The sequence below is a fragment of the Amycolatopsis sp. NPDC098790 genome (assembly GCF_044759945.1).
Classification (GTDB): domain Bacteria; phylum Actinomycetota; class Actinomycetes; order Mycobacteriales; family Pseudonocardiaceae; genus Amycolatopsis.
In genome coordinates, this window is record NZ_JBIWAI010000001.1 from 2,109,192 (window position 1) to 2,128,086 (window position 18,895).

Genomic DNA, 18,895 nt, shown 5'->3' on the forward strand with positions numbered 1-18,895 from the left:
CGACTGTAACTCAAACTATGACGACCGGTCTAGTTACATTCTGGATCGGTAAGGTCGTCCCCATGGGCAACCCGACCGGTCAGCAGTTCGAGATCACCCGCGGCAACGCGCGCGCCGTCGTCACCGAGATCGGCGCGGGCCTGCGCGCGTTCGAAGTCGGCGGAGTGCCGTACGTCGAGGAGTTCCCCGAAGACGCGAAGCCGCCGAAGGGCGCCGGGCAGGTGCTGCTGCCCTGGCCGAACCGGACCAAGGCGGGCAAGTGGACGTTCCAGGGCGAGGAGCAGCAGCTCGAGATCACCGAGGAGGCGCGCGGCAACGCCATCCACGGCCTGACCCGCCACCTCGAGTGGGAGCTGCTGGAGCACGCGGAGTCGTCGATCACCCTGGCCGTCGACGTCGAGGTCCAGCCGGGCTGGCCGGTGCCGCTGCGAGCGACCGTGACGTACGAGGTCGCGCCGCGCGAGCTGACCGTCACCCACGAGATCCGCAACGAGGGCGAGCAGCCGATCGGCGTCGGTGTCGGCACGCACCCGTACTTCCGGATCGGCGACGTCCCGACCGACGAGCTGACGCTCACGCTCCCCGCGAGCCGCGTCCGGCCGTACCTCGGCGACGAGCAGATGCCGTACGCGCCGGAACAGGACGTCGAGGGCACGGAGTACGACTTCCGCTCGGGACGGGTCCTGGCGGGCGTCGACCTGGACACGGCGTTCGGCTCGCTGTCGCCGGCGGACGACGGCCAGCACCACTTCGTGCTGTCCCACGAGGACCAGCAGCTGGTGGTCTGGACCGGCCCGGACTTCCGCTGGGCGCAGGTGTTCACCCCGGACGACCTGGTCGGCCGCGGCCGCGCGGTCGCGATCGAGCCGATGACGTGCCCGGCCGACGCGCTCAACACGGGCACGGACCTGATCGAGCTGGAGCCGGCGTCGTCGTGGTCGGGCAGCTGGGGCATCCGCCTCCGGTGATCCGCCTGGGGGCGGCCGACGCGGGCGAAGTGCTGACGCTCCAACGCGCGGCGTACGTGACGGAGGCGCGCGCCCACGACGACTGGGAGTTGCCGCCGCTGCTGGAAACCCTCGACGAGACGCGGACGGCGTTGGCGGGGTTGTCCTGGGGGATCCGGGAGGCGGGCCGGCTGGTCGCGTCGGTGCGGTTGACGGTGACCGGTTCGGTGGCGGTGATCGGGCGATTGGTCGTCGCGCCGGACCGGCAGGGGTTCGGGCTGGGTGGGTCGCTGCTTCGGCACGCGGAGTCGGCCGCCCCGGCCGAGGTGACGCTTTTTCGCCTGTTCACCGGGTCGAAGAGCGTCGGTCCGCTGCACCTGTACGCCAAGCACGGGTACCGCGAGACGCACCGGACGCCGGAGAACAACCACGAACTGGTGCACTTGGAGAAGGCCCGTGTGGAGGCGCCCGGCGCAGTTCGTTAGCGTGGCGAACTATGGCGAAGGCAATTGTCGGGGGCTATGTCGTCCCCATCGACGGTGATCCCATCGACGGCGGCACGGTCCTGATCGACGGCGGCAAGATCGTCGCCATCGGCACCGAGGCCGATGTCGACATCCCGGAAGACGCCGAACTGGTCGACGCGGCCGGCACCTGGGTGCTGCCCGGCTTCATCGACGCCCACGCCCACCTCGGCGTCCACGAGGACGGCGAAGGCTGGGCCGGCAACGACACGAACGAGATGACCGACCCGAACGGCGCCCGCTTCCGCGCCATCGACGGCATCGACCCGTACGAGCCCGGCTTCGACGACGCCCTGGCGGGCGGCGTCACGAGCGTCGTCATCAAGCCCGGGTCGGGCAACCCGATCGGCGGCCAGACGATCGGCGTCAAGACCTGGGGCCGCAGCATCCTCGACATGGTCTTCGCGGAGCACGTCAGCGTGAAGAGCGCGCTCGGCGAGAACCCGAAGCGCGTGTACGGCGACAAGAAGCAGACGCCGTCGACGCGGCTGGGCGTCGCGGCGATCCTGCGCGAGGCCTTCACTAAGGCCCGCAACTACCAGGCGAAGCGCGCGCACGCCGAGTCCGAGGGCAAGCCGCACGAGGTCGACCTGACGATGGAAACCCTGTCGAAGGTCCTCGACGGCGAGCTGTACTGGGACCAGCACGTCCACCGCGCGGACGACATCGTCACGGCGCTGCGGCTGGCCGACGAGTTCGGCTACAAGCTGGTGATCAACCACGGCACCGAGGGCCACCTGATCGCCGACCTGCTGGCGTCTCGCGAGGTCCCGGTGATCTTGGGCCCGCTGTTCACGACGAAGTCCAAGGTCGAGCTGCGCAACCGGACGCTGCGGTCGGCGGGCATCCTGGCCCGCGCGGGGGTGAAAATCGCGATCACGACGGACCACCCGGTGATCCCGATCAACTTCCTGGTCTACCAGGCGGCACTGGCGGTCAAGGACGGCCTCGACCCGGTGACGGCGCTGCGGTCGCTGACGATCAACCCGGCGTCGATGCTGGGGCTGGACGAGCAGATCGGGTCCCTGAAGCCGGGGCTGGACGCCGACGTGGTGCTGTGGAGCGGTGACCCGCTGGACGTGATGAACCGCGCGCTGCGCGTGTTCGTGCGAGGCGACGAGGTGTACCACTTCGACGAGTCGCTCGGTGAGGGCGTGTCGAAGGACCGGCGGTACCGCGAAGCCCGTTGAGTTTCGGACGGCACGCCGGTAACCGGGCGGTTCCGGCGTGCCGTCCGATCAGGTTCAGTCGAGGAGGGCGTCGAGGTCGATCTTGACCGGGAACGGGACTTCGGTGGTGAAGGTCCCGGTGACCGGTGGGGCGTCTCGGTAGCCTTGGCAGGCGACCAGGGTGACCGGCTCGGTGAGGTCGACGATCCAGTAGTGCGGGATGCCCGCGTCGGCGTACTCGTCGTGCTTCACGCGGTAGTCGGTGCGCCGGGAGTGCGAGGTCGCGATCTCGACGACCACCGTCACGTCGGTGGTACGGATCGGGTCACCGGCTGCCCGATCGAGGATCAGCAGGTCCGGACGGCGGGAGAAGCCGGGCTCACCTTTCGGCGCCAGGTCGAGGTCCAGGTCGGTGCCGAGGACGAACGCGAGGCTGTGCGGCAACTGGCGTTCCAGCTGCCCGGCCAGCCGGCACGCGGCGAGGTTGTGGGTGCGGCCGGCGCCGGGCGAGGGTACGACGCGGCCTTCCACCAGTTCGGTGAAGCCGCGGTCGGTCTCCCCGAGGGCTCGGTACTCCTCTGTGGACAGCAGCTGATCGGGCATGGGAAAAACGGTAGCTGTCGCATGAGCGGGACAGGGGTCGCTCGACCGGGTCGGGTCAGTCGAGGAGGGCGTCGAGGTCGATCTTGACCGGGAAGGGGACGTCGGTGGTGAAGGTCCCGGTGACCGCGGCGGCGCTTCGATAGCCCTGGCAGGCGATCAGCGAAACCGGCTCGGTGAGGTCGACGATCCAGTAGTGCGGGATGCCGGCGTCGGCGTACTCGTCGCGCTTGACCCGGTAGTCGGTGCGCGTCGATTCCGGCGACACGACCTCGACCACCACCGCGACCTCGTCGGCGGGAAGCATCTCGTCGTCACCTCGCGCGAGCACGGCTCTGTCGAAAACCGTCAGGTCGGGCCGGCGCGAGAAGCCGGGACGATCGGCAGGCGCCAGCCGCAGGTCGATGTCGATGCCGGGGATGATCCTCAGCTCGGGTGGCAACTGCGGATCGAGCCGGTTGGCCAGCTGAAACGCAGCCCGGTTGTGCACCGCGCCCGGGCTGGGTGACGTCACCACCCGGCCCTCCACAAGTTCGGTGAAGCCCACCTCGGTTTCGCCGACCGTGAGTAACGCTATCTGTACCGAGCGTGTGACGCCCTTCCCTCAACCGGCTAAGCCTTCTTCAGCTCCCGGGCAATGACCATCCGCTGGATCTGGTTCGTCCCTTCGAAGATCTGCGGCACCTTCGCCTCCCGCATGTACCGCTCCACCGGGAAGTCCCGCGTGTACCCCGCCCCACCCAGCACCTGTACGGCGTCCGTGGTCACCTTCATCGCCCCATCGGTCGCGACCAGCTTCGCGATCGACGCCTGCCGCTGGAACGGCAACCCCCGGTCACGTCGCCGGGCCGCCTCCAGATAGCAAGCCCGGGACGACTCCACCACCGCCGCCATGTCGGCCAGCAGGAACTCGACCCCCTGGAAGTCGATGATCGGACGCCCGAACTGCGACCGCCCCTTCGCGTACGCCACCGCTTCGTCCAACGCCGCCTGCGCCAGGCCCACCGCGCACGCCGCGATCCCGAGCCGGCCCGAACTCAACGACGACAGCGCGATCCGGAGCCCGTCACCCGGCGCACCCAGCAACCGCGACGAAGGCACCCGGGCGTCGGAGAAGACCATCTGAGCCGTCGGCGACCCCGTCAGGCCCATCTTGCGCTCGCGCGGGGCCGCCGAGAGACCGTCGGTAGCGGAAGGAACCAGCAGGCACGAAATCTCCGAAGCGCCCGTCCGGACCATCGTCGTGTAGAAGTCCGCCACCCCCGCGTGCGTGATCCACGCCTTCGTTCCGTTGACGACGTAGTCCGAACCGTCGAGACGCGCGCGGGTCGCCAACGCGGCCGCGTCCGAGCCCGCCTGCGTCTCCGACAGCGCGTACGCCCCCAGCAGCGACCCCTCCAGCATCTCCGGGAGCCACTCGGCGCGCTGGACGTCCGTGCCGTACTCCGCCAGCGCGTAGCAGGACATCGTGTGCACCGACAGGCCGACGCCGACCGTCATCCACGCCCTCGCGATCTCCTCCAGGACCTGCAGGTACACCTCGTACGGCACCTCGCCGCCGCCCCAGCGCTCCGCGTACGGCAGCCCCAGCAGGCCGGACTTGCCCAGCAGGCGGAACTGCTCGCGCGGGAACTGCTCGGCCTCTTCCGCCGCTGCCGCTCGCGGCGCCAGCTCGTCGCGGGCGATCTCCCTGGCCAGCGAGACCAGGTCCTCGGCCTCCGAAGAAGGCAGCAAGCGTTCGGCGGGCATCGTTGTCCTCCAAAGCGGTACTGAAAACAGTACTGTGGGCCCGCTCAGAGTACAGTACGACGGGCCTGGGGTGGCCGGAAGACGTAGGAGATAGTGAGCCGATGCCCCCCGAACCCCGCCGACGGCCGACCGCGCGCCAGCGCGCCCTGCTCGGCGACCTCGAGGCACTCTTCCTCGCGGAGGGGTTCGCCGATTTCACCCTCGACGACCTCGCCGGCCGCCTCCGCTGCTCGAAGTCGACGCTCTACGCGCTCGCGCCCAGCAAGGAGCAACTCGCGGTCAAGGTCGTCACGCACTTCTTCCGGGGCGCCGGCGAGCGGATCGAGGAGCGCATCGCCGGGATCGACGACGCCCGCAAGCTGATCGGGGAGTACCTCGCCGGCGTCGCCGAGCACCTCAACCGGGCGTCGCCGGCGTTCATGCGCGACCTCGCCGAGTTCGGGCCGGCCCGCGAGGCCTACCAGGTCAACAGCCGGTTCGCGGCGAAGCGGCTCGGCGAATTCATCGACAAGGGCGTCGCCGACGGCGTCTTCCGCGACGTCCACGCCCGGCTCGTCGCGGAGATGACGAACCTGATCATCGAAGGCATCCAGACCGGGGTGCTCGGGCGGCGGATCGACGTCTCCGACGCCGAAGCGTTCACCGCCCTGGGTGAACTGCTGCTCGGCGGGCTGAACAAATAGCGGACAGGAATTGTCAGCCCGAACTCCATTAAACTCCCCGCGTGATCGTCGTAGGCGGAGAAGCTCTGGTCGACCTGGTACCCGGCGGCCCTCTGGATTCCACTGTGGACGGTGGGTTGCGCGCGCTGCTGCCACGGCTCGGCGGTGGTCCGTACAACGTCGCGCTCGCGGCCGGGCGCCTCGGCGTGCCGGCGGCGTTCCTCTCGCGCGTGTCCACCGACCGCTTCGGCGACGCGATGGTCGAGCGCCTGCACGCTTCCGACGTCGACACGTCGTTGCTGCAGCGCGGTGACGAACCGACGACGCTCGCCGTCGTCGCCCTCGACGCGAAGGGCGCCGCGCGCTACACGTTCTACGTCGAAGGCACGGCGGACCGGCTCGTCGCGGACCCGGGACCGCTTCCGGAGAACGTGACCGCGCTCTCGCTCGGCACGCTCGGGATGGTCCTCGAGCCCGGCGCGTCGGCGTACGAGGCGATGCTGCGGCGCGAGGCCGCGCGCGGCGTGCTGACCGTCCTCGACCCGAACATCCGCGAGGCGCTGATCACCGACCCGGCCGCCTACCGCGCCCGGTTCACCTCCTGGCTGCCCGACGTTCGCCTGCTGAAGATCTCCGACGACGACGCCGCGTGGCTCACCGGCGGCGCCGACCCGGTCGCCGCCGCGAAGACGTGGGTCGAGTCCGGTGTGGACGCCGTGGTGCTCACCCGGGGGGCCGACGGCGTCGCGGTGATCACCGCCGCAGGTGAGCTGGCCCACGTCCCGTCGCGCAAGGTCACCGTGGTCGACACCATCGGCGCGGGCGACACCGTCCAGGGCGCGCTGCTGGCCTGGCTGCACACCCACGACGTCACCGACCTGGGCTCCCTCGACGCGGGCGCGTGGCGCGAAGCACTCGGATTCGCGGCGAAAGCGGCGTCCATCACGGTTTCGCGCAGCGGTGCCGAGCCGCCCACGTCCGCCGATATGGCCGCCGCCGTGTGAACCTGGTCCCAAAGGGGCACCCAGGAGCAACGTCACCGCTGCGCGAAAGCACGTTTCTCGACTAACGTTGAGGGGCATTCTTCATACCCCAGCGGGGCGGTGTGCAGCGAGGCGCCAGTGTTTCCTCGCGTGAACACGTGGCTACCTGTGGAACCCGCAGGCGCCGCCGACCCGTGCCGAACGTGAGAGGGACTTGCATGTCCGACGCGACGACTGCGGGGCAGTCCGGCGGCGAAACCGCGAAGCTGACCCTGCCGAGTGGCGAGCACGAGTTCAAGATCGTCCACCCGGTCGAGGGCGCGCCCGGGATCGAACTGGGGAAGCTGCTGGCGCAGACGGGGTACATCACCTACGACCCCGGGTTCGTCAACACCGGCGCCGCGTCGTCCGCCATCGCCTACATCGACGGTGACGCCGGAATCCTCCGCTACCGGGGCTACCCGATCGAGCAGCTGGCCGAGAAGTCGACCTTCGTCGAGGTCTCCTACCTCCTGATCTACGGCGAGCTGCCGACCGAGGCCCAGCTGGCCGACTTCACCGAAAAGATCCAGCGCCACACGCTGCTGCACGAGGACCTCAAGGCGTTCTTCAGCGGCTTCCCGCGCGACGCGCACCCGATGCCGGTCCTGTCCAGCGCGGTGTCGGCCCTGTCGACCTTCTACCAGGACTCGCTCGACCCGTTCGACGAGCCGAACGTCGAGCTGTCGACCATCCGCCTGCTCGCCAAGGTCCCGACCCTGGCGGCCTACGCGTACAAGAAGTCCGTCGGGCAGCCGCTGCTGTACCCGGACAACTCGCTCGGCCTGGTCGAGAACTTCCTGCGGATGACCTTCGGCTTCCCGGCCGAGCCGTACGACGTCGACCCGGACGTCGTGAAGGCGCTCGACCTGCTGTTCATCCTGCACGCCGACCACGAGCAGAACTGCTCGACCTCGACCGTGCGCCTGGTCGGCTCGTCCGAGGCGAACCTGTTCGCCTCGATTTCGGCCGGCATCAACGCCCTCTTCGGCCCGCTGCACGGCGGCGCGAACGCGGCGGTGCTCGACATGCTGGAAGGCATCCAGAAGGACGGCGGCGACGTCGCCAAGTTCGTCGAGCGCGTGAAGAACAAGGAAAAGGGCGTGAAGCTGATGGGCTTCGGGCACCGGGTCTACAAGAACTACGACCCGCGCGCGAAGATCATCAAGAACACCGCGGACGAGATCCTCGGCAAGCTGAAGGGCGGCGACCAGCTGCTCGACATCGCCAAGAAGCTCGAGGAGACGGCGCTTTCCGACGACTACTTCGTCGAGCGGAAGCTGTACCCGAACGTGGACTTCTACACCGGCCTGATCTACCGGGCACTGGGCTTCCCGACGAAGTTCTTCACGGTGCTGTTCGCGCTGGGCCGGCTCCCGGGCTGGATCGCGCACTGGCGCGAGATGATCAACGACCCGGCCACCAAGATCGGCCGCCCGCGGCAGATCTACACCGGCTACGCGTCGCGGGACTACGTCCCGATGTCCGACCGCTGAGTCACCCTGGTCAGCGCCCCGCCGTGCACCCGCACGGCGGGGCGCTTATCGTTGGGCCGCGTGACCAAAGAAGCGCCCGTCGTCCTGTGGTTCCGCCGCGACCTGCGGCTGGGCGACCACGCCGCCCTGCTCGAGGCGTCCAAGCACAGCAAGCACGTTCTCGCGCTGTACGTCCTCGACGAGGCGCTTCTCAAGCCCGGCGGGGCGCCGCGTGAAGCCTTCATGTACGGCTGCCTGGAGAAGCTGAACGAGCAGCTCGGCGGCCGGCTGATGCTGGTCCGCGGCGAGCCGGCGACCGAGGTCGTGAAGGCGGCGAAGAAGATCGGCGCGGCGGCGGTGCACGTCAGTGCCGACACCGGCCCGTACGGCCGGCGCCGGGACGCTTCCGTGGCGAAAGCGTTGGCGGAGAACAACATCGACTGGGTCGAGACCGGATCGCCCTACGCCGTGACACCCGGGCAGGTCACCAAGCCGGACGGTGATCCCTACCGCGTCTTCACGCCGTTCTACCGGGCGTGGACCGGACGCGGCTGGCACTCGCCGGCCGACACCGGACCGTCCCTTGTGGACTGGGTCGAGCCGCCGCGTTCGCTGAAGATCCCTCGGACACCGCGCGTCTCGGCGACGTTGCCGGAGCCGGGTGAGCAGGCCGCGCTGGAGGCCTGGCACGACTTCCTCGACGGCCCGATCGAGACGTACGACGCCGACCGCGACCGGCCGGACCGCGAGGGCACCACGCGGCTTTCGCCGTACCTGCGTTGGGGGAACATTCACCCGCGGACCATCCTGGCCGACCTTTCCGGTGATGAGCGGGTCGGCGCGAAGTCGTTGCGCAGCGAGATCTGCTGGCGCGAGTTCCACGCCGACGTCCTGTGGAACCGCCCGGAAACCGCGCGGAAGAACTACGACAAACGCTTCGACGGTATGAAGCACGACGACGACCCCGAGGCTTTCGAGCGGTGGTGCGCGGGCAAGACGGGCTACCCGATCGTCGACGCCGGGATGCGGCAGCTGCTGGCCGAGGGCTGGATGCACAACCGCGTCCGGATGGTCGTCGCGAGCTTCCTGGTGAAGGACCTGCACCTGCCGTGGTGGCTCGGCGCGCGGCACTTCATGAAGCACCTCGTGGACGGTGACCTCGCGTCGAACCAGCTGAACTGGCAGTGGGTCGCCGGCTGCGGCACCGACGCGGCGCCGTACTTCCGGATCTTCAACCCGACGACGCAGGGGGAGAAGTTCGACCCGAACGGCGACTACGTCCGCAAGTACGTGCCGGAGCTGCGTTCGGTGCCCGGGAAGGCGGTCCACCAGCTGAAGGACCGCCCGGCGGACTACCCCGAGCCGATGGTCGACCACGCCCACGAGCGCCAGGTTTCCTTGGAGCGGTACGGCAAGATCACCTCGTGAGTGAGAAACAGGGTTAGAACCCTGTTTCCCACTCACGAGCGTCAGCCGCGCAGGGCCTCCCGCAGCTTGATGCGGCTGCCGATGCGCAGCACGCTGTTGCCGTAGATCTTGCCGCCCAGCCAGGTCAGCACCGCGACCAGCGCGATCGTCAGCCCCAGCGAAAGCGCGATCTCCCAGCCCGCGGCGGCGCCGGTCGAGATCCGGGCCGGCATGAGGATCGGCGAGAGCAGCGGAATCAGCGACAGCACCTTCGTCCCCGAGCCGGACGGGTCCTGCAGCAGCAGGTTGATCCCGGCGATGAATCCGACGATGAGGATGATGTTCAGCGGCGAGACCACCGACTGCGTGTCCTCCTGCCGTGAGACGAGCGACCCCAACGCGCCGTAGATCGTGGCGTACAAAAGGAAACCGAGCAGGTACCAGAGCAGGCCCCACAGCAGCGTGCCGGTGGCGAAGCCGGACAGGGAGAAGACCCCGGTCGCCGACGCCGCGGCGAGCCCGGCCGCGCCGAGGATCACCAGCTGCGTCAACCCGACCAGCCCGAGCCCGATCACCTTGCCCAGCAACAACTGCCACGGCCGCACGCTGGCGAGCAGGATCTCCACGACCCGGCTGGACTTCTCCTCGACGACGCCCTGGGCGACCATCATCCCGTAGGTGATGATGCTGATGTAGAGCAGGAACGCGACGATCAGGCCGACGACGAGCCGTTGCGTCTGGTCGGCCGGCTCCGGCGAGATCGGGTCGTCCTGCACGTGGGTGCCGTCGACCTGAGCCATCACCTCGGCCGGCTCGAGCTGCGCGGACGACAGCACGCCGTCGAGAACCTGTTGCTGCGCAACCTGGTCGAGCACCTTGCGGAGCTGATCGTCCAAAGAGGACTTGTAGGTGGCGGTCAGCTTCGCCGCGCTGCCCGAGACGAGCGCGTCGAGGTCGCCGTCCTCCACCTTCGCGCGGCCCTCGGCCGGGTCGGTGACGGTGACCGTGTCGACGTGCCGCCCGGACTGCGCCGCCGCGACCTGCAGCTGCCGCGCGATCCCGGTCGCCTGGCCGGTGAGCCCGACCGTGCTCTTGTCGGCCGAGCCCGCCAGCGACGTCTGGAATCCGACGTACCCCAGCAGCAGTACCAGAAGCACCACGGTGCCGACGACGAACGAGCGCGTGCGCAGGCGCGTGTTCAGCTCGCGCTTCATGACGAGCCAGACGGCCCGCCGTCCGCTCAGCTTCCTCATCGCTGGACCCCTTCTTGTGACACGGCGTCGCGGAACAGCTCGGTCAGCGACCGGCGACGGCGGCTGAACTCGGTGACCGGCCCGGTCGCCAGCGCGGCGGCGAGCACGGCCTGGTCGTCGGCGCTCGGGTCGAGGTCGAGAACCGTGGTGACGCCGTGGTTTTCCAGGACGCGCACGCCGGGCAGGCCGGCGGCCCACCCTTCGGGCGCGGCGGGCGCGGTGACGACGAGCTTGCTGCGCGCCCCGGCCGTCAGCTCATCGACCGTGCCGACGGCGACCATCCGGCCGGCGCGGATGATCCCGACCCGGTCGCAGAGCCGCTCGACGAGGTCGAGCTGGTGGCTGGAGAACACGACCGGCACGCCGGCCGCGGCCTTCTCGCGCAGCACGCCGCTCATGACGTCGACGGCGAGCGGGTCGAGGCCGGAGAACGGCTCGTCGAGCACCAGCACGGCCGGGTCGTGCACCAGCGCGGCGGCCAGCTGGACGCGTTGCTGGTTGCCGAGGCTGAGCTTCTGGACCTCGTCCTTGCGGCGGTCGGCCAGCCCGAGCCTGGTGATCCAGTTTTCGGCGTTGCGGTGGGCTTCGTTCGCGGTGAGGCCGTGCAGCTCGGCGAGGTAGACGAGCTGCTCGAGGACCTTCATCTTCGGGTAGAGGCCGCGTTCCTCGGGCATGTAGCCGATGTGGGTGCGCGTCTCGTGGGTGATCTTTTCGCCGTCGAATCGGACCTCGCCGGCGTCGGCGGCGAGGACGCCGAGCGCGATCCGCATGGTGGTGGTCTTGCCGGCGCCGTTGCTGCCGACGAACCCGAACAGCTCCCCGGCGCGGACGTCGAACGTGACGCCGTCCAGCGCGACCTTGGCGCCGTAGCGCTTGGAGATCCCGTCGATCTCCAGTGTCCCCTTCATGCCATCCCCTCTTCGAAGTCCTCGGGGTCGTCGTCAGGCAGTGCCCAGCCCAGGATGATCGTGGGGATGGTGGTGCCGGTGACGAGCAGCGCGGACAGCATCATCGCCCCGCGGAAGCCGCCGTTTTCGGTGTCGGCCACCAAGATGCCGTAGATCATCGCGGCGATCATCAGGTAGCTCAGGATCTGGAAGCCGATGTAGGTGACGCGGTGGCGCCATTCGCGCTCGCGTTCGTCCAGCAGCCGCGAGAAGCCCCCGCTCATCCGGCCGGTGAGGATCCGCAGCAGCACGAACGCACTGGCCCCGACGAGCATGCTGCTCACCCAGACGGCGCCGTAGACCCAGTCGTCACCGGTGGTGAAGACCAAGGCGCCGGCGACCAGGCCGAGATCCCCGGCCGCCACGACGACGGCGAGGGTTCGGCGGTGCTTCCGGGTGCGCCAGCCGGGCAGCCGCTTGGCGTGCCGGAGTTCCCGTTGGTCCATCTTGTCCAGCTGGCGTTCCCAGTAGGCGGCGAGTTTCGTGGTCATGCTCCCCCCTCGCGGTAGACCTGGGTGGACAACGGCGTGAACGGTTCGCGGCTGAACACCGCTTCGACCGGCAGGTCGAACACCGCGCAGATCCGGAAGGCCAGGTCCAGGCTCGGGTAGTGGTCGCCCCGCTCGAGGGCGCCGATGGTCTGCGGGTTGACTTCGACGGCGTTCGCGAGCGCGGCGCGGCTCAGGCCCCGTTCGGCCCGGAGCACGGGAAGCCGGTTGAAGATCGGCAGCTCCTTGCCGCGTCTGACCGGACTCATGAACGTACTGTTGCAAAAACACAACGAGTCGTCAAGTTAAGTGCACATCAAGTCGAGTTGGCGCTCGGGCTGTGTCCCGCGCTGCACTCAACTGCCGTGTTCGCTGGCACGGGTATCCACAGGTCGGCCGTGATGTGGACAGGTGGGCCGCCGCGGTGCTCGGAATGAGCCTGCTGTCGGTGGTCGCCGATAGACTGGACGTGGGCACGCCCCCCAGGGAGGGCGGGGGTCTGTCGTGCGGGGTGGCTGGTTGGCAGCTCAGGCGAGGCCGGCTAGCGACTTGTCGACAAGCTCCGCGACCCGCGCCCGCGCGGCCGCCGCGTCCGTTGGGATCAGTGCCAGCCGGGTGCGGCGCTCCAGTACGTCCGCCACGTCGAGCGCTCCCTCGTTGCGGACCGCCCACACCACCTCGGCCGCCGTGATCTCCGCTCCCGGCGCCACCGGCTCGGCGAACTCCGCGTCCAGCTCGCCCAAAGCCGCCACCCGCGGCGCCTCCGTTCCGTACCGGCCCACCAACCGCGGCGATGCGTCCACAAGGGACAAGCTCGACCGAGGCGCCGCCCCGAGCAGGGGCAATCGCGCCGTTCGGCACGGTGAAACGCCGAGGCCGGCCAGCTTCACCGCCGCGTCGACCGCGTCCTCGGCCATCCGCCGGTAAGTCGTCAACTTTCCGCCGACCACCGTCAGCAACCCGTCCGAACCCGCCAGGACGGCGTGCTTCCGGGACAGGTCCGCCGACCGTCCGCCGCCCTCGACCAACGGCCGCAACCCCGCGAACGACCCGGCCACGTCGGCGCGAGTCAACGGACGGGCCAACACCGAAGACGCCAACGACAACAGGAAGTCCACATCGGACTCGGGAACCACCGGCACGTCGGGGATCGGTCCGGAAACCGGCTCGTCCGTCAGTCCCAAGTAGACGCGCCCGTCCGGCTGGGGGAGCAGGAACACGAACCGGTTCGTCTCGCCCGGCACGCCGATGTTCAGCGACGTCGTCCCCATCGGGACCGTCCCCGGCGCCAGCACCAGGTGCGATCCCAATGACGGTCGCAGCCGGACCGAGCCGGTCAGCGTTCCCGCCCACACGCCCGTCGCGTTGATCACCTGGCGGGCGTGGATGTCCACAGTGGAACCGGAAACGCCGTCGACCACCGAAACCCGGTCCGCTGTCAGCGATGTGGCCGACAACCGGGTCAAGATGCGGGCTCCGAACGACGCTGCCGTTCGTGCCAGGGACACCACCAATCGCGCGTCGTCGACCAAAGCGCCGTCGTAGGCCAGCAGGGCGCCGCGCAAACCTCGCGGGGAAAGTCCGGGTGCCAACGCCAACGCCTCGGCGACCGGGATCGACCGCGGCCGCGGCAGCACCGACGACGGGGTTCGCGCTGCCCGGCGGAGGCCGTCGCCGGCACGCAAGCCCGCCGCCACCAAAGCCTGCTGTGCGCGGGATGTGCTGGGGTACAACGGGAACAGCTGCGGCATCGCGCGCGTGAGGTGCGGGGCCGTGCGCGTCATCAGGATGCCGCGCTCGACCGCGCTCTCGTGTGCGAGGCCCAGCTCGCCGTGTGCCAGGTAACGCAGTCCGCCGTGGACCAGCTTCGACGACCAGCGGGACGTCCCGAACGCCAGGTCGTGTGCCTCGACCAGCGCCACCGACAGCCCGCGCGAAGCCGCGTCCAGGGCGATGCCCGTTCCCGTCACGCCGCCGCCGACCACGACGATGTCGACGCGCTCGCCCGCCGCCAGCTCCGCGAGCTCCCGTTCGCGGCGCCGCGCGTTGAGCGAGCCGGACGTCACGGCTTCAGCGCCGCGTTGAGCACGTGCGTGAACTCCGCCAGCAGCGCGTTCTCGCCGACGTCCGCCGTTGCCGGGCGCAGTGAGAACGCGAAGGACTGGACCACCAGCAGTACCGACCGGGACTGCGCCGCGACCGGTGCGCGCCGGATCGAGCCGTCCTGGTGACCGGCCTCCAGGAGCTGGTGCAGGGCCTGCTCGGCGAACTTCTGCGTCGCGCCCAGACGCTCCACGATGTACGGGAGCACCAGCTCGGGGTCGACGTCGAGCAGGGTGCGGAACAGCGGGTCGGCCGACAGCGCGCGGACGCCGGCCGACGCGATGAGCACGAGCCGCTCGCGGCTGTGCGCGGCGTCGGCCCCGCGCTCGCTCGCCGTGCGCAGCAGCCCGCTGAACTCGCGGGTCATCAGCGCCGCGAGCACGCTGCGGACATCGGGGAACCGGCGGTAGACCGTCATCCGGCTGACGCGCGCGGTGCGGGCGATTTCGGCGAGTGTGGTGCGGCGCACACCGACGGCCAGCACGCACGAGCGCGCGGCGTCGAGCAGCACGTCATCGGCCACGCGCGTCGCCGTCTGGCGGTTGCGGGTGTCCGCGAGCGCGGACGATCCCGCGGTCGAAGTGGTGTGACGTTTCACGTCCATGTGTCACACTGTATCGGTGAACGCGCTCATTGACCACCGCCTCCGCCGGTCCTGGACCCCGGAAGCCGCCGACGCCGCCCGGCTGCCCGCGCGGGCGGCCAAGTGGCTTGAACAGCGTATAGGCCAGGCGGCTTCCGGTGCTGCCCCAGCCGGGAATTTGCCGGTGGAAATACCGTCACCGAAACTGGACGAATCTGCTGCCGCAGCGTTGTCGAAAGTGGTCGGTGCGGAAAACGTGCTGGTCGACGCCGCGGCCCGCCTGGCGCGCGCGACCGGACTGTCCTACCTCGACCTTCTGCGCCGCCGTTCGCCCGGCGCGGACTTCCCGGTGCCCGACGCGGTCGTGCTGCCCGCGGACCCGGACGAAGTCCAGGCGGTGCTCGACGTCTGCGTGACGCACGACGTCGGCGTCGTGCCCTTCGGCGGCGGGACCTCGGTCGTCGGCGGTGTCGCGGCGCTGCGCGGCGACAAGGCGTCGGTGATCGCGCTCGACCTCGTCCGGCTCGACGCGCTGGTGTCGGTCGACGCCGAGTCGCGCATCGCCGTCCTGCAGGCCGGCGTCCGCGGGCCCGAGGCCGAGCGCCTCCTCGGCGAGCACGGCCTGACGCTCGGGCACATCCCGCAGTCGTTCGAGCGCGCCACGATCGGCGGCTTCGCGGCGACGCGCTCGGCCGGGCAGGCGTCGTCGGGCTACGGCCGGTTCGAGGACATGGTCACCGGCGTGCGGCTGGCCACCCCGCGTGGCGAATGGAAGCTCGGTGTCGCGCCCGCGTCGGCGGCCGGGCCGGACCTGCGCCAGCTCGCGATCGGCAGCGAGGGCGCGCTCGGCGTGATCACGGAGGTGTCGCTGCGGGTGCGTCCGGCGCCGCCGGTCCGCCGCTACGAGGGATACGCCCTGCCCGGCTGGGACGCGGGCCGCGAGGCCGTCCGCGACCTCGCGCAGCACCACGCGCTCGCCGACGTCACCCGGCTGTCCGATGTGGACGAGACCGAGGTTTCGCTGGCGCTGAACGCCGGCCTCAAGACGGCGGCGCTGCGCCGGTACCTCGCCGCGCGCGGCGTGCCGCACCCGTGTTTCCTCATCGTCGGCTGGGAAGGCACCGCGCACGACGTGGCGCTGCGCCGCCGTGAGACGACGCGGCGGCTGAAGGCGGCGGGTGCTGTGCGCGTCGGCAAGGCGCTCGGCGAGTCGTGGCGCCACGGCCGGTTCGCCGGTCCCCGGCAGCGGGATGCGTTGCTGGATCAGGGAGTCTGCGTCGAGACGCTGGAGACCGCGGCTTACTGGTCCAATGTGGACGAGCTGCGCGACGACGTCCGGGCGGCGCTGACGGCGTCTCTTGGGCGCGCGATCGTCATGTGCCACATTTCGCACGCGTACGAGACGGGCGCGTCGCTCTACTTCACGGTGCTGACGGCCCGCGACGAAAGTGACCCGATAGGACAGTGGCAGCGCGCGAAAGCGGCGGCGTGCGAGGCGATCGTCGGCCTGGGCACGATTTCGCACCACCACGCCGTCGGTGTCGACCACGCGCCCTACCTGCAGGCTGAAATCGGCTCACTGGGCGTCGAAGTGCTGCGCGCGGCGAAGTCCACAGTGGACCCGAGCGGCATCCTCAACCCGGGTAAGCTGGTTTGAGCACTTCGCAGGGGACGCCGTGGCCGTCCGCGGCGACGCCGTCGAGCTTCGCCGCTTCAGCCTGCGGGAGGTCGGTGGTGCGCACGGGCTTGCCGTCGACGAGCAGCGGGTAGCGGATCGGCGCGGCGCCGACGTACGTGTGGACCTCGGTCAGCCGGGTGCCGTCTTCGAGCGTGATGTCGGGTTCGGTCAGCCGGGCCAGGTGGTAGCGCGTGCCGCGGCCCTCGCACCGGTCGAGCACGGCCAGCTGGTCCGGCGTCACGAACCAGATGGCGTGGTCCTCGACGCCGTCGAGCGCGGTGAGGGTGGCCGGGCGCTGGTCGTCGACCACGCGGAAGCCGGCGGCCCACACGGCGGCGAGCCCGGCGCAGCGTGCGTGCGCGACGACGACCGGGCCTTCGAGGCCGAGCCGCGCGCGCAGCCAGGTGATCTTCGACGGGTTCGCGTTCGAGCCGTAGGCCAGCACGGCCATCCGGTCGCGCCAGCCGTTCGGCGCGGTTTCCAGGGGGTGCCCGACGCCGTCGACGTGCACGAACGAGTGGCCCGGCCGGGTGCCCGGGTAGGGCTCGGCCGGGTACTCGTCGTCGGTGAAGAGGGTCAGAAGGTCACCACGCTGCGCAGGACGTCGCCGTGGTGCATGCGCTCGAAGGCCTGCTCGACGCCGTCGACGCCGATGCGTTCGGTGACGAACTTGTCGAGCGGCAGCCGGCCCTGCAGGTAGAGGTCGACGAGCATCGGGAAGTCGCGGCTCGGCAGGCAGTCGCCGTACCACGACGACTTGAGCGAGCCGCCGCGCGAGAAGAAGTCGATCAGCGGCAGGTCGTTCAGGCGCATCTCCGGTGTTGGGACGCCGACGAGGACGACGGTGCCGGCGAGGTCGCGGCCGTAGAAGGCCTGCCGCCAGGTCTCCGGGCGCCCGACGGCGTCGATGACGACGTCCGGGCCGAAGCTGTTGGTGGCGTCCTGCATGGCCTCGACGACAGCTTCTTCGCTGAGCCCGCGACTGTTGACGGTGTGCGTCGCGCCGAAGTCCTTCGCCCAGCCGAGTTTCCGGTCGTCCGTGTCGATCGCGACGATGGTCGTGGCACCGGCGAGCTTGGCGCCGGCGATGGCGGCGTCCCCGACCCCACCGCAGCCGATGACGGCGACCGAGTCACCGCGGGTGACGGCGCCGGTGTTGATGGCGGCACCGAGCCCGGCCATGACGCCGCAGCCGAGCAGCCCGGCGACCGCGGGTTCGGCTTCGGGATTGACCTTCGTGCACTGTCCGCTGTGGACGAGCGTCTTCTCGAGGAAGGCGCCGATGCCGAGGGCGGGCGACAGCTTGGTGCCGTCTTGGAGGGTCATCGGCTGGGCGGCGTTGAAGGTCGAGAAGCAGTACCACGGCTTGCCGCGCTTGCAGGCCCGGCACGTGCCGCAGACGGCGCGCCAGTTGAGGATGACGTAGTCGCCGGGCGCGAGATCGGTGACGCCCTCGCCGACGGCTTCGACGACCCCGGCGGCCTCGTGGCCGAGGAGGAACGGGAACTCGTCGTTGATGCCGCCTTCGCGGTAGTGCAGGTCGGTGTGGCAGACCCCGCAGGCTTGGACGTTCACGACGGCCTCGCCGGGACCGGGATCGGGCACGAGGACGGTTTCCAGCGAGACGGGCTCGCCCTTCGCCCGCGAAACGACCCCCTGCACCTCGTACGGCATGCGAATCCACCTTCCGGCTTTGCTGGATGTGCCCGCAGCTAATCACGGATCACGCTGGGATGGCGACATCCGCATGAGTGAGTCTTGGTGGGTTGGGCGCAACAGGTTGCGTCTTGCGCAACTCTGCTGACCCAGTCGGCGACGAGTTCGAAGTCGTGGCCGGTGAGTCCGGTGCCGGCGGCGACGGTGACCAGCAAAGCCGGCCCCGGGTGGTGGCCCGCGACCCAGGTCCGGTCGGTGTCGGTGGTTTCGTCGTCGATCCAGGCGAACGGGCCTCCCGCCGCGTGCTCGACGATCCGCCGGGTCTTCCAGTGCGCTCCCGGGCTGGTGTCTTCCTCTGGGAAGTCGAGCACCGGCAGCTGGGGCAGGCCCAGCAGCGGGGCGACGACTTCGTTGGCGTCCTCCAGCCACGTGGTGGCCCAGACGAGGTCGCACCCGAGCGCCAGCAGCCGCGGACCGAGGCGCGGGTCGAGCCGGGCGAGCAGGGGATTGCCCAGGTCGGTGTCCGTGAAGTGCTCGTACTCGCCGGAACTCCGCCCGAACGGGATCAGCGGGCCGTCGACGTCGAGGAACAGCAGTGGGCGGGGCATGGCTCCCGCAGTTTGGCACGAGCG

Annotated in this window: 20 protein-coding genes; 8 read left to right on the forward strand and 12 right to left on the reverse strand. The window is 70.1% G+C overall.

The annotated features are described in order from the left end of the window. Positions 1-62: 62 nt before the first annotated feature. The 3 genes from ACIQWX_RS10590 to ACIQWX_RS10600 are packed head-to-tail and all read left to right on the forward strand — an operon-like array spanning position 63 to position 2,661. A complete protein-coding gene (locus ACIQWX_RS10590) occupies positions 63-968 on the forward strand; it encodes an aldose 1-epimerase family protein (RefSeq protein WP_400868035.1) in 906 nt (301 codons plus the stop codon). Beyond that, positions 935-1,432: a GNAT family N-acetyltransferase gene (locus ACIQWX_RS10595; protein WP_400868037.1), complete on the forward strand. Its 498-nt coding sequence runs from the start codon at positions 935-937 to the stop codon at positions 1,430-1,432. Before ACIQWX_RS10590 ends, ACIQWX_RS10595 begins: the two co-directional genes overlap by 34 nt. An 11-nt stretch (positions 1,433-1,443) precedes the next feature. Continuing rightward, positions 1,444-2,661 (forward strand): amidohydrolase, encoded by a 1,218-nt coding sequence (locus ACIQWX_RS10600; RefSeq protein ID WP_400868039.1) that lies wholly within the window; start codon positions 1,444-1,446, stop codon positions 2,659-2,661. Between the two features lie 54 nt (positions 2,662-2,715). On the opposite strand, the gene ACIQWX_RS10605 is transcribed toward ACIQWX_RS10600, so the two are convergent. From ACIQWX_RS10605 to ACIQWX_RS10615, 3 genes are all read right to left on the reverse strand, one after another. Continuing rightward, a complete protein-coding gene (locus ACIQWX_RS10605) occupies positions 2,716-3,243 on the reverse strand; it encodes a Uma2 family endonuclease (RefSeq protein ID WP_400868041.1) in 528 nt (175 codons plus the stop codon). 55 nt (positions 3,244-3,298) lie between these two features. Continuing rightward, positions 3,299-3,787, reverse strand: a complete 489-nt coding sequence (locus ACIQWX_RS10610) for a Uma2 family endonuclease (RefSeq protein ID WP_400868043.1) — start codon at positions 3,785-3,787, stop codon at positions 3,299-3,301. Between the two features lie 65 nt (positions 3,788-3,852). Further along, positions 3,853-4,989, reverse strand: coding sequence for an acyl-CoA dehydrogenase family protein (locus tag ACIQWX_RS10615; protein WP_400868045.1), 1,137 nt, complete (start codon positions 4,987-4,989; stop codon positions 3,853-3,855). A 101-nt stretch (positions 4,990-5,090) separates the two neighbouring features. Here ACIQWX_RS10615 and ACIQWX_RS10620 point away from each other — a divergent pair, with 101 nt between their 5' ends. The 4 genes from ACIQWX_RS10620 (at position 5,091) to ACIQWX_RS10635 (ending at position 9,576) form a co-directional block, all read left to right on the forward strand. Continuing rightward, positions 5,091-5,672 carry a TetR/AcrR family transcriptional regulator gene (locus ACIQWX_RS10620; protein WP_400868047.1) on the forward strand — a complete coding sequence of 194 codons (582 nt, stop codon included), beginning with the start codon at positions 5,091-5,093 and terminating at the stop codon, positions 5,670-5,672. 41 nt (positions 5,673-5,713) lie between these two features. Further along, entirely contained in the window at positions 5,714-6,655 is a 942-nt protein-coding gene (locus ACIQWX_RS10625) for a carbohydrate kinase (RefSeq protein WP_400868049.1), read from the forward strand. 197 nt (positions 6,656-6,852) lie between these two features. Continuing rightward, complete coding sequence (locus ACIQWX_RS10630) at positions 6,853-8,169, forward strand: citrate synthase (RefSeq protein ID WP_400868051.1); 1,317 nt, start codon at positions 6,853-6,855, stop codon at positions 8,167-8,169. Between the two features lie 60 nt (positions 8,170-8,229). Beyond that, complete coding sequence (locus tag ACIQWX_RS10635; RefSeq protein WP_400868053.1) at positions 8,230-9,576, forward strand: cryptochrome/photolyase family protein; 1,347 nt, start codon at positions 8,230-8,232, stop codon at positions 9,574-9,576. A gap of 41 nt (positions 9,577-9,617) precedes the next feature. Here ACIQWX_RS10635 and ACIQWX_RS10640 read toward each other — a convergent pair whose 3' ends face one another. The 6 genes from ACIQWX_RS10640 to ACIQWX_RS10665 form a co-directional block, all read right to left on the reverse strand. After that, on the reverse strand, positions 9,618-10,808 hold the full coding sequence (locus tag ACIQWX_RS10640; protein ID WP_400868055.1) for an ABC transporter permease: 1,191 nt from the start codon (positions 10,806-10,808) through the stop codon (positions 9,618-9,620). Further along, a complete protein-coding gene (locus ACIQWX_RS10645) occupies positions 10,805-11,716 on the reverse strand; it encodes an ABC transporter ATP-binding protein (RefSeq protein ID WP_400868057.1) in 912 nt (303 codons plus the stop codon). The genes ACIQWX_RS10640 and ACIQWX_RS10645 overlap by 4 nt, the downstream gene beginning before the upstream one ends. Further along, the gene (locus tag ACIQWX_RS10650) at positions 11,713-12,246 is read right to left on the reverse strand and encodes a hypothetical protein (protein WP_400868059.1); all 534 of its coding nucleotides are present in this window, start codon (positions 12,244-12,246) and stop codon (positions 11,713-11,715) included. The genes ACIQWX_RS10645 and ACIQWX_RS10650 overlap by 4 nt, the downstream gene beginning before the upstream one ends. Then, positions 12,243-12,512, reverse strand: coding sequence for a helix-turn-helix transcriptional regulator (locus ACIQWX_RS10655; RefSeq protein WP_400868061.1), 270 nt, complete (start codon positions 12,510-12,512; stop codon positions 12,243-12,245). The genes ACIQWX_RS10650 and ACIQWX_RS10655 overlap by 4 nt, the downstream gene beginning before the upstream one ends. Positions 12,513-12,770: 258 nt before the next feature. Continuing rightward, positions 12,771-14,309, reverse strand: coding sequence for a glycerol-3-phosphate dehydrogenase/oxidase (locus ACIQWX_RS10660; RefSeq protein ID WP_400868063.1), 1,539 nt, complete (start codon positions 14,307-14,309; stop codon positions 12,771-12,773). Beyond that, entirely contained in the window at positions 14,306-14,869 is a 564-nt protein-coding gene (locus ACIQWX_RS10665; RefSeq protein ID WP_400869517.1) for a TetR/AcrR family transcriptional regulator, read from the reverse strand. Before ACIQWX_RS10665 ends, ACIQWX_RS10660 begins: the two co-directional genes overlap by 4 nt. 97 nt (positions 14,870-14,966) lie before the next feature. Between ACIQWX_RS10665 and ACIQWX_RS10670 the strand changes: the two genes are divergently transcribed. Continuing rightward, positions 14,967-16,586 (forward strand): FAD-binding oxidoreductase, encoded by a 1,620-nt coding sequence (locus tag ACIQWX_RS10670; RefSeq protein ID WP_400868065.1) that lies wholly within the window; start codon positions 14,967-14,969, stop codon positions 16,584-16,586. On the opposite strand, the gene ACIQWX_RS10675 is transcribed toward ACIQWX_RS10670, so the two are convergent. From ACIQWX_RS10675 to ACIQWX_RS10685, 3 genes are all read right to left on the reverse strand, one after another. Continuing rightward, the gene (locus tag ACIQWX_RS10675; RefSeq protein WP_400868067.1) at positions 16,564-17,118 is read right to left on the reverse strand and encodes a gamma-glutamylcyclotransferase family protein; all 555 of its coding nucleotides are present in this window, start codon (positions 17,116-17,118) and stop codon (positions 16,564-16,566) included. The genes ACIQWX_RS10670 and ACIQWX_RS10675 overlap by 23 nt on opposite strands. Before the next feature lie 65 nt (positions 17,119-17,183). Next, a complete protein-coding gene (locus ACIQWX_RS10680; RefSeq protein WP_400868069.1) occupies positions 17,184-18,281 on the reverse strand; it encodes an S-(hydroxymethyl)mycothiol dehydrogenase in 1,098 nt (365 codons plus the stop codon). A gap of 38 nt (positions 18,282-18,319) precedes the next feature. Continuing rightward, the gene (locus ACIQWX_RS10685) at positions 18,320-18,871 is read right to left on the reverse strand and encodes an HAD domain-containing protein (RefSeq protein WP_400868071.1); all 552 of its coding nucleotides are present in this window, start codon (positions 18,869-18,871) and stop codon (positions 18,320-18,322) included. Between the last annotated feature and the right edge of the window lie 24 nt (positions 18,872-18,895).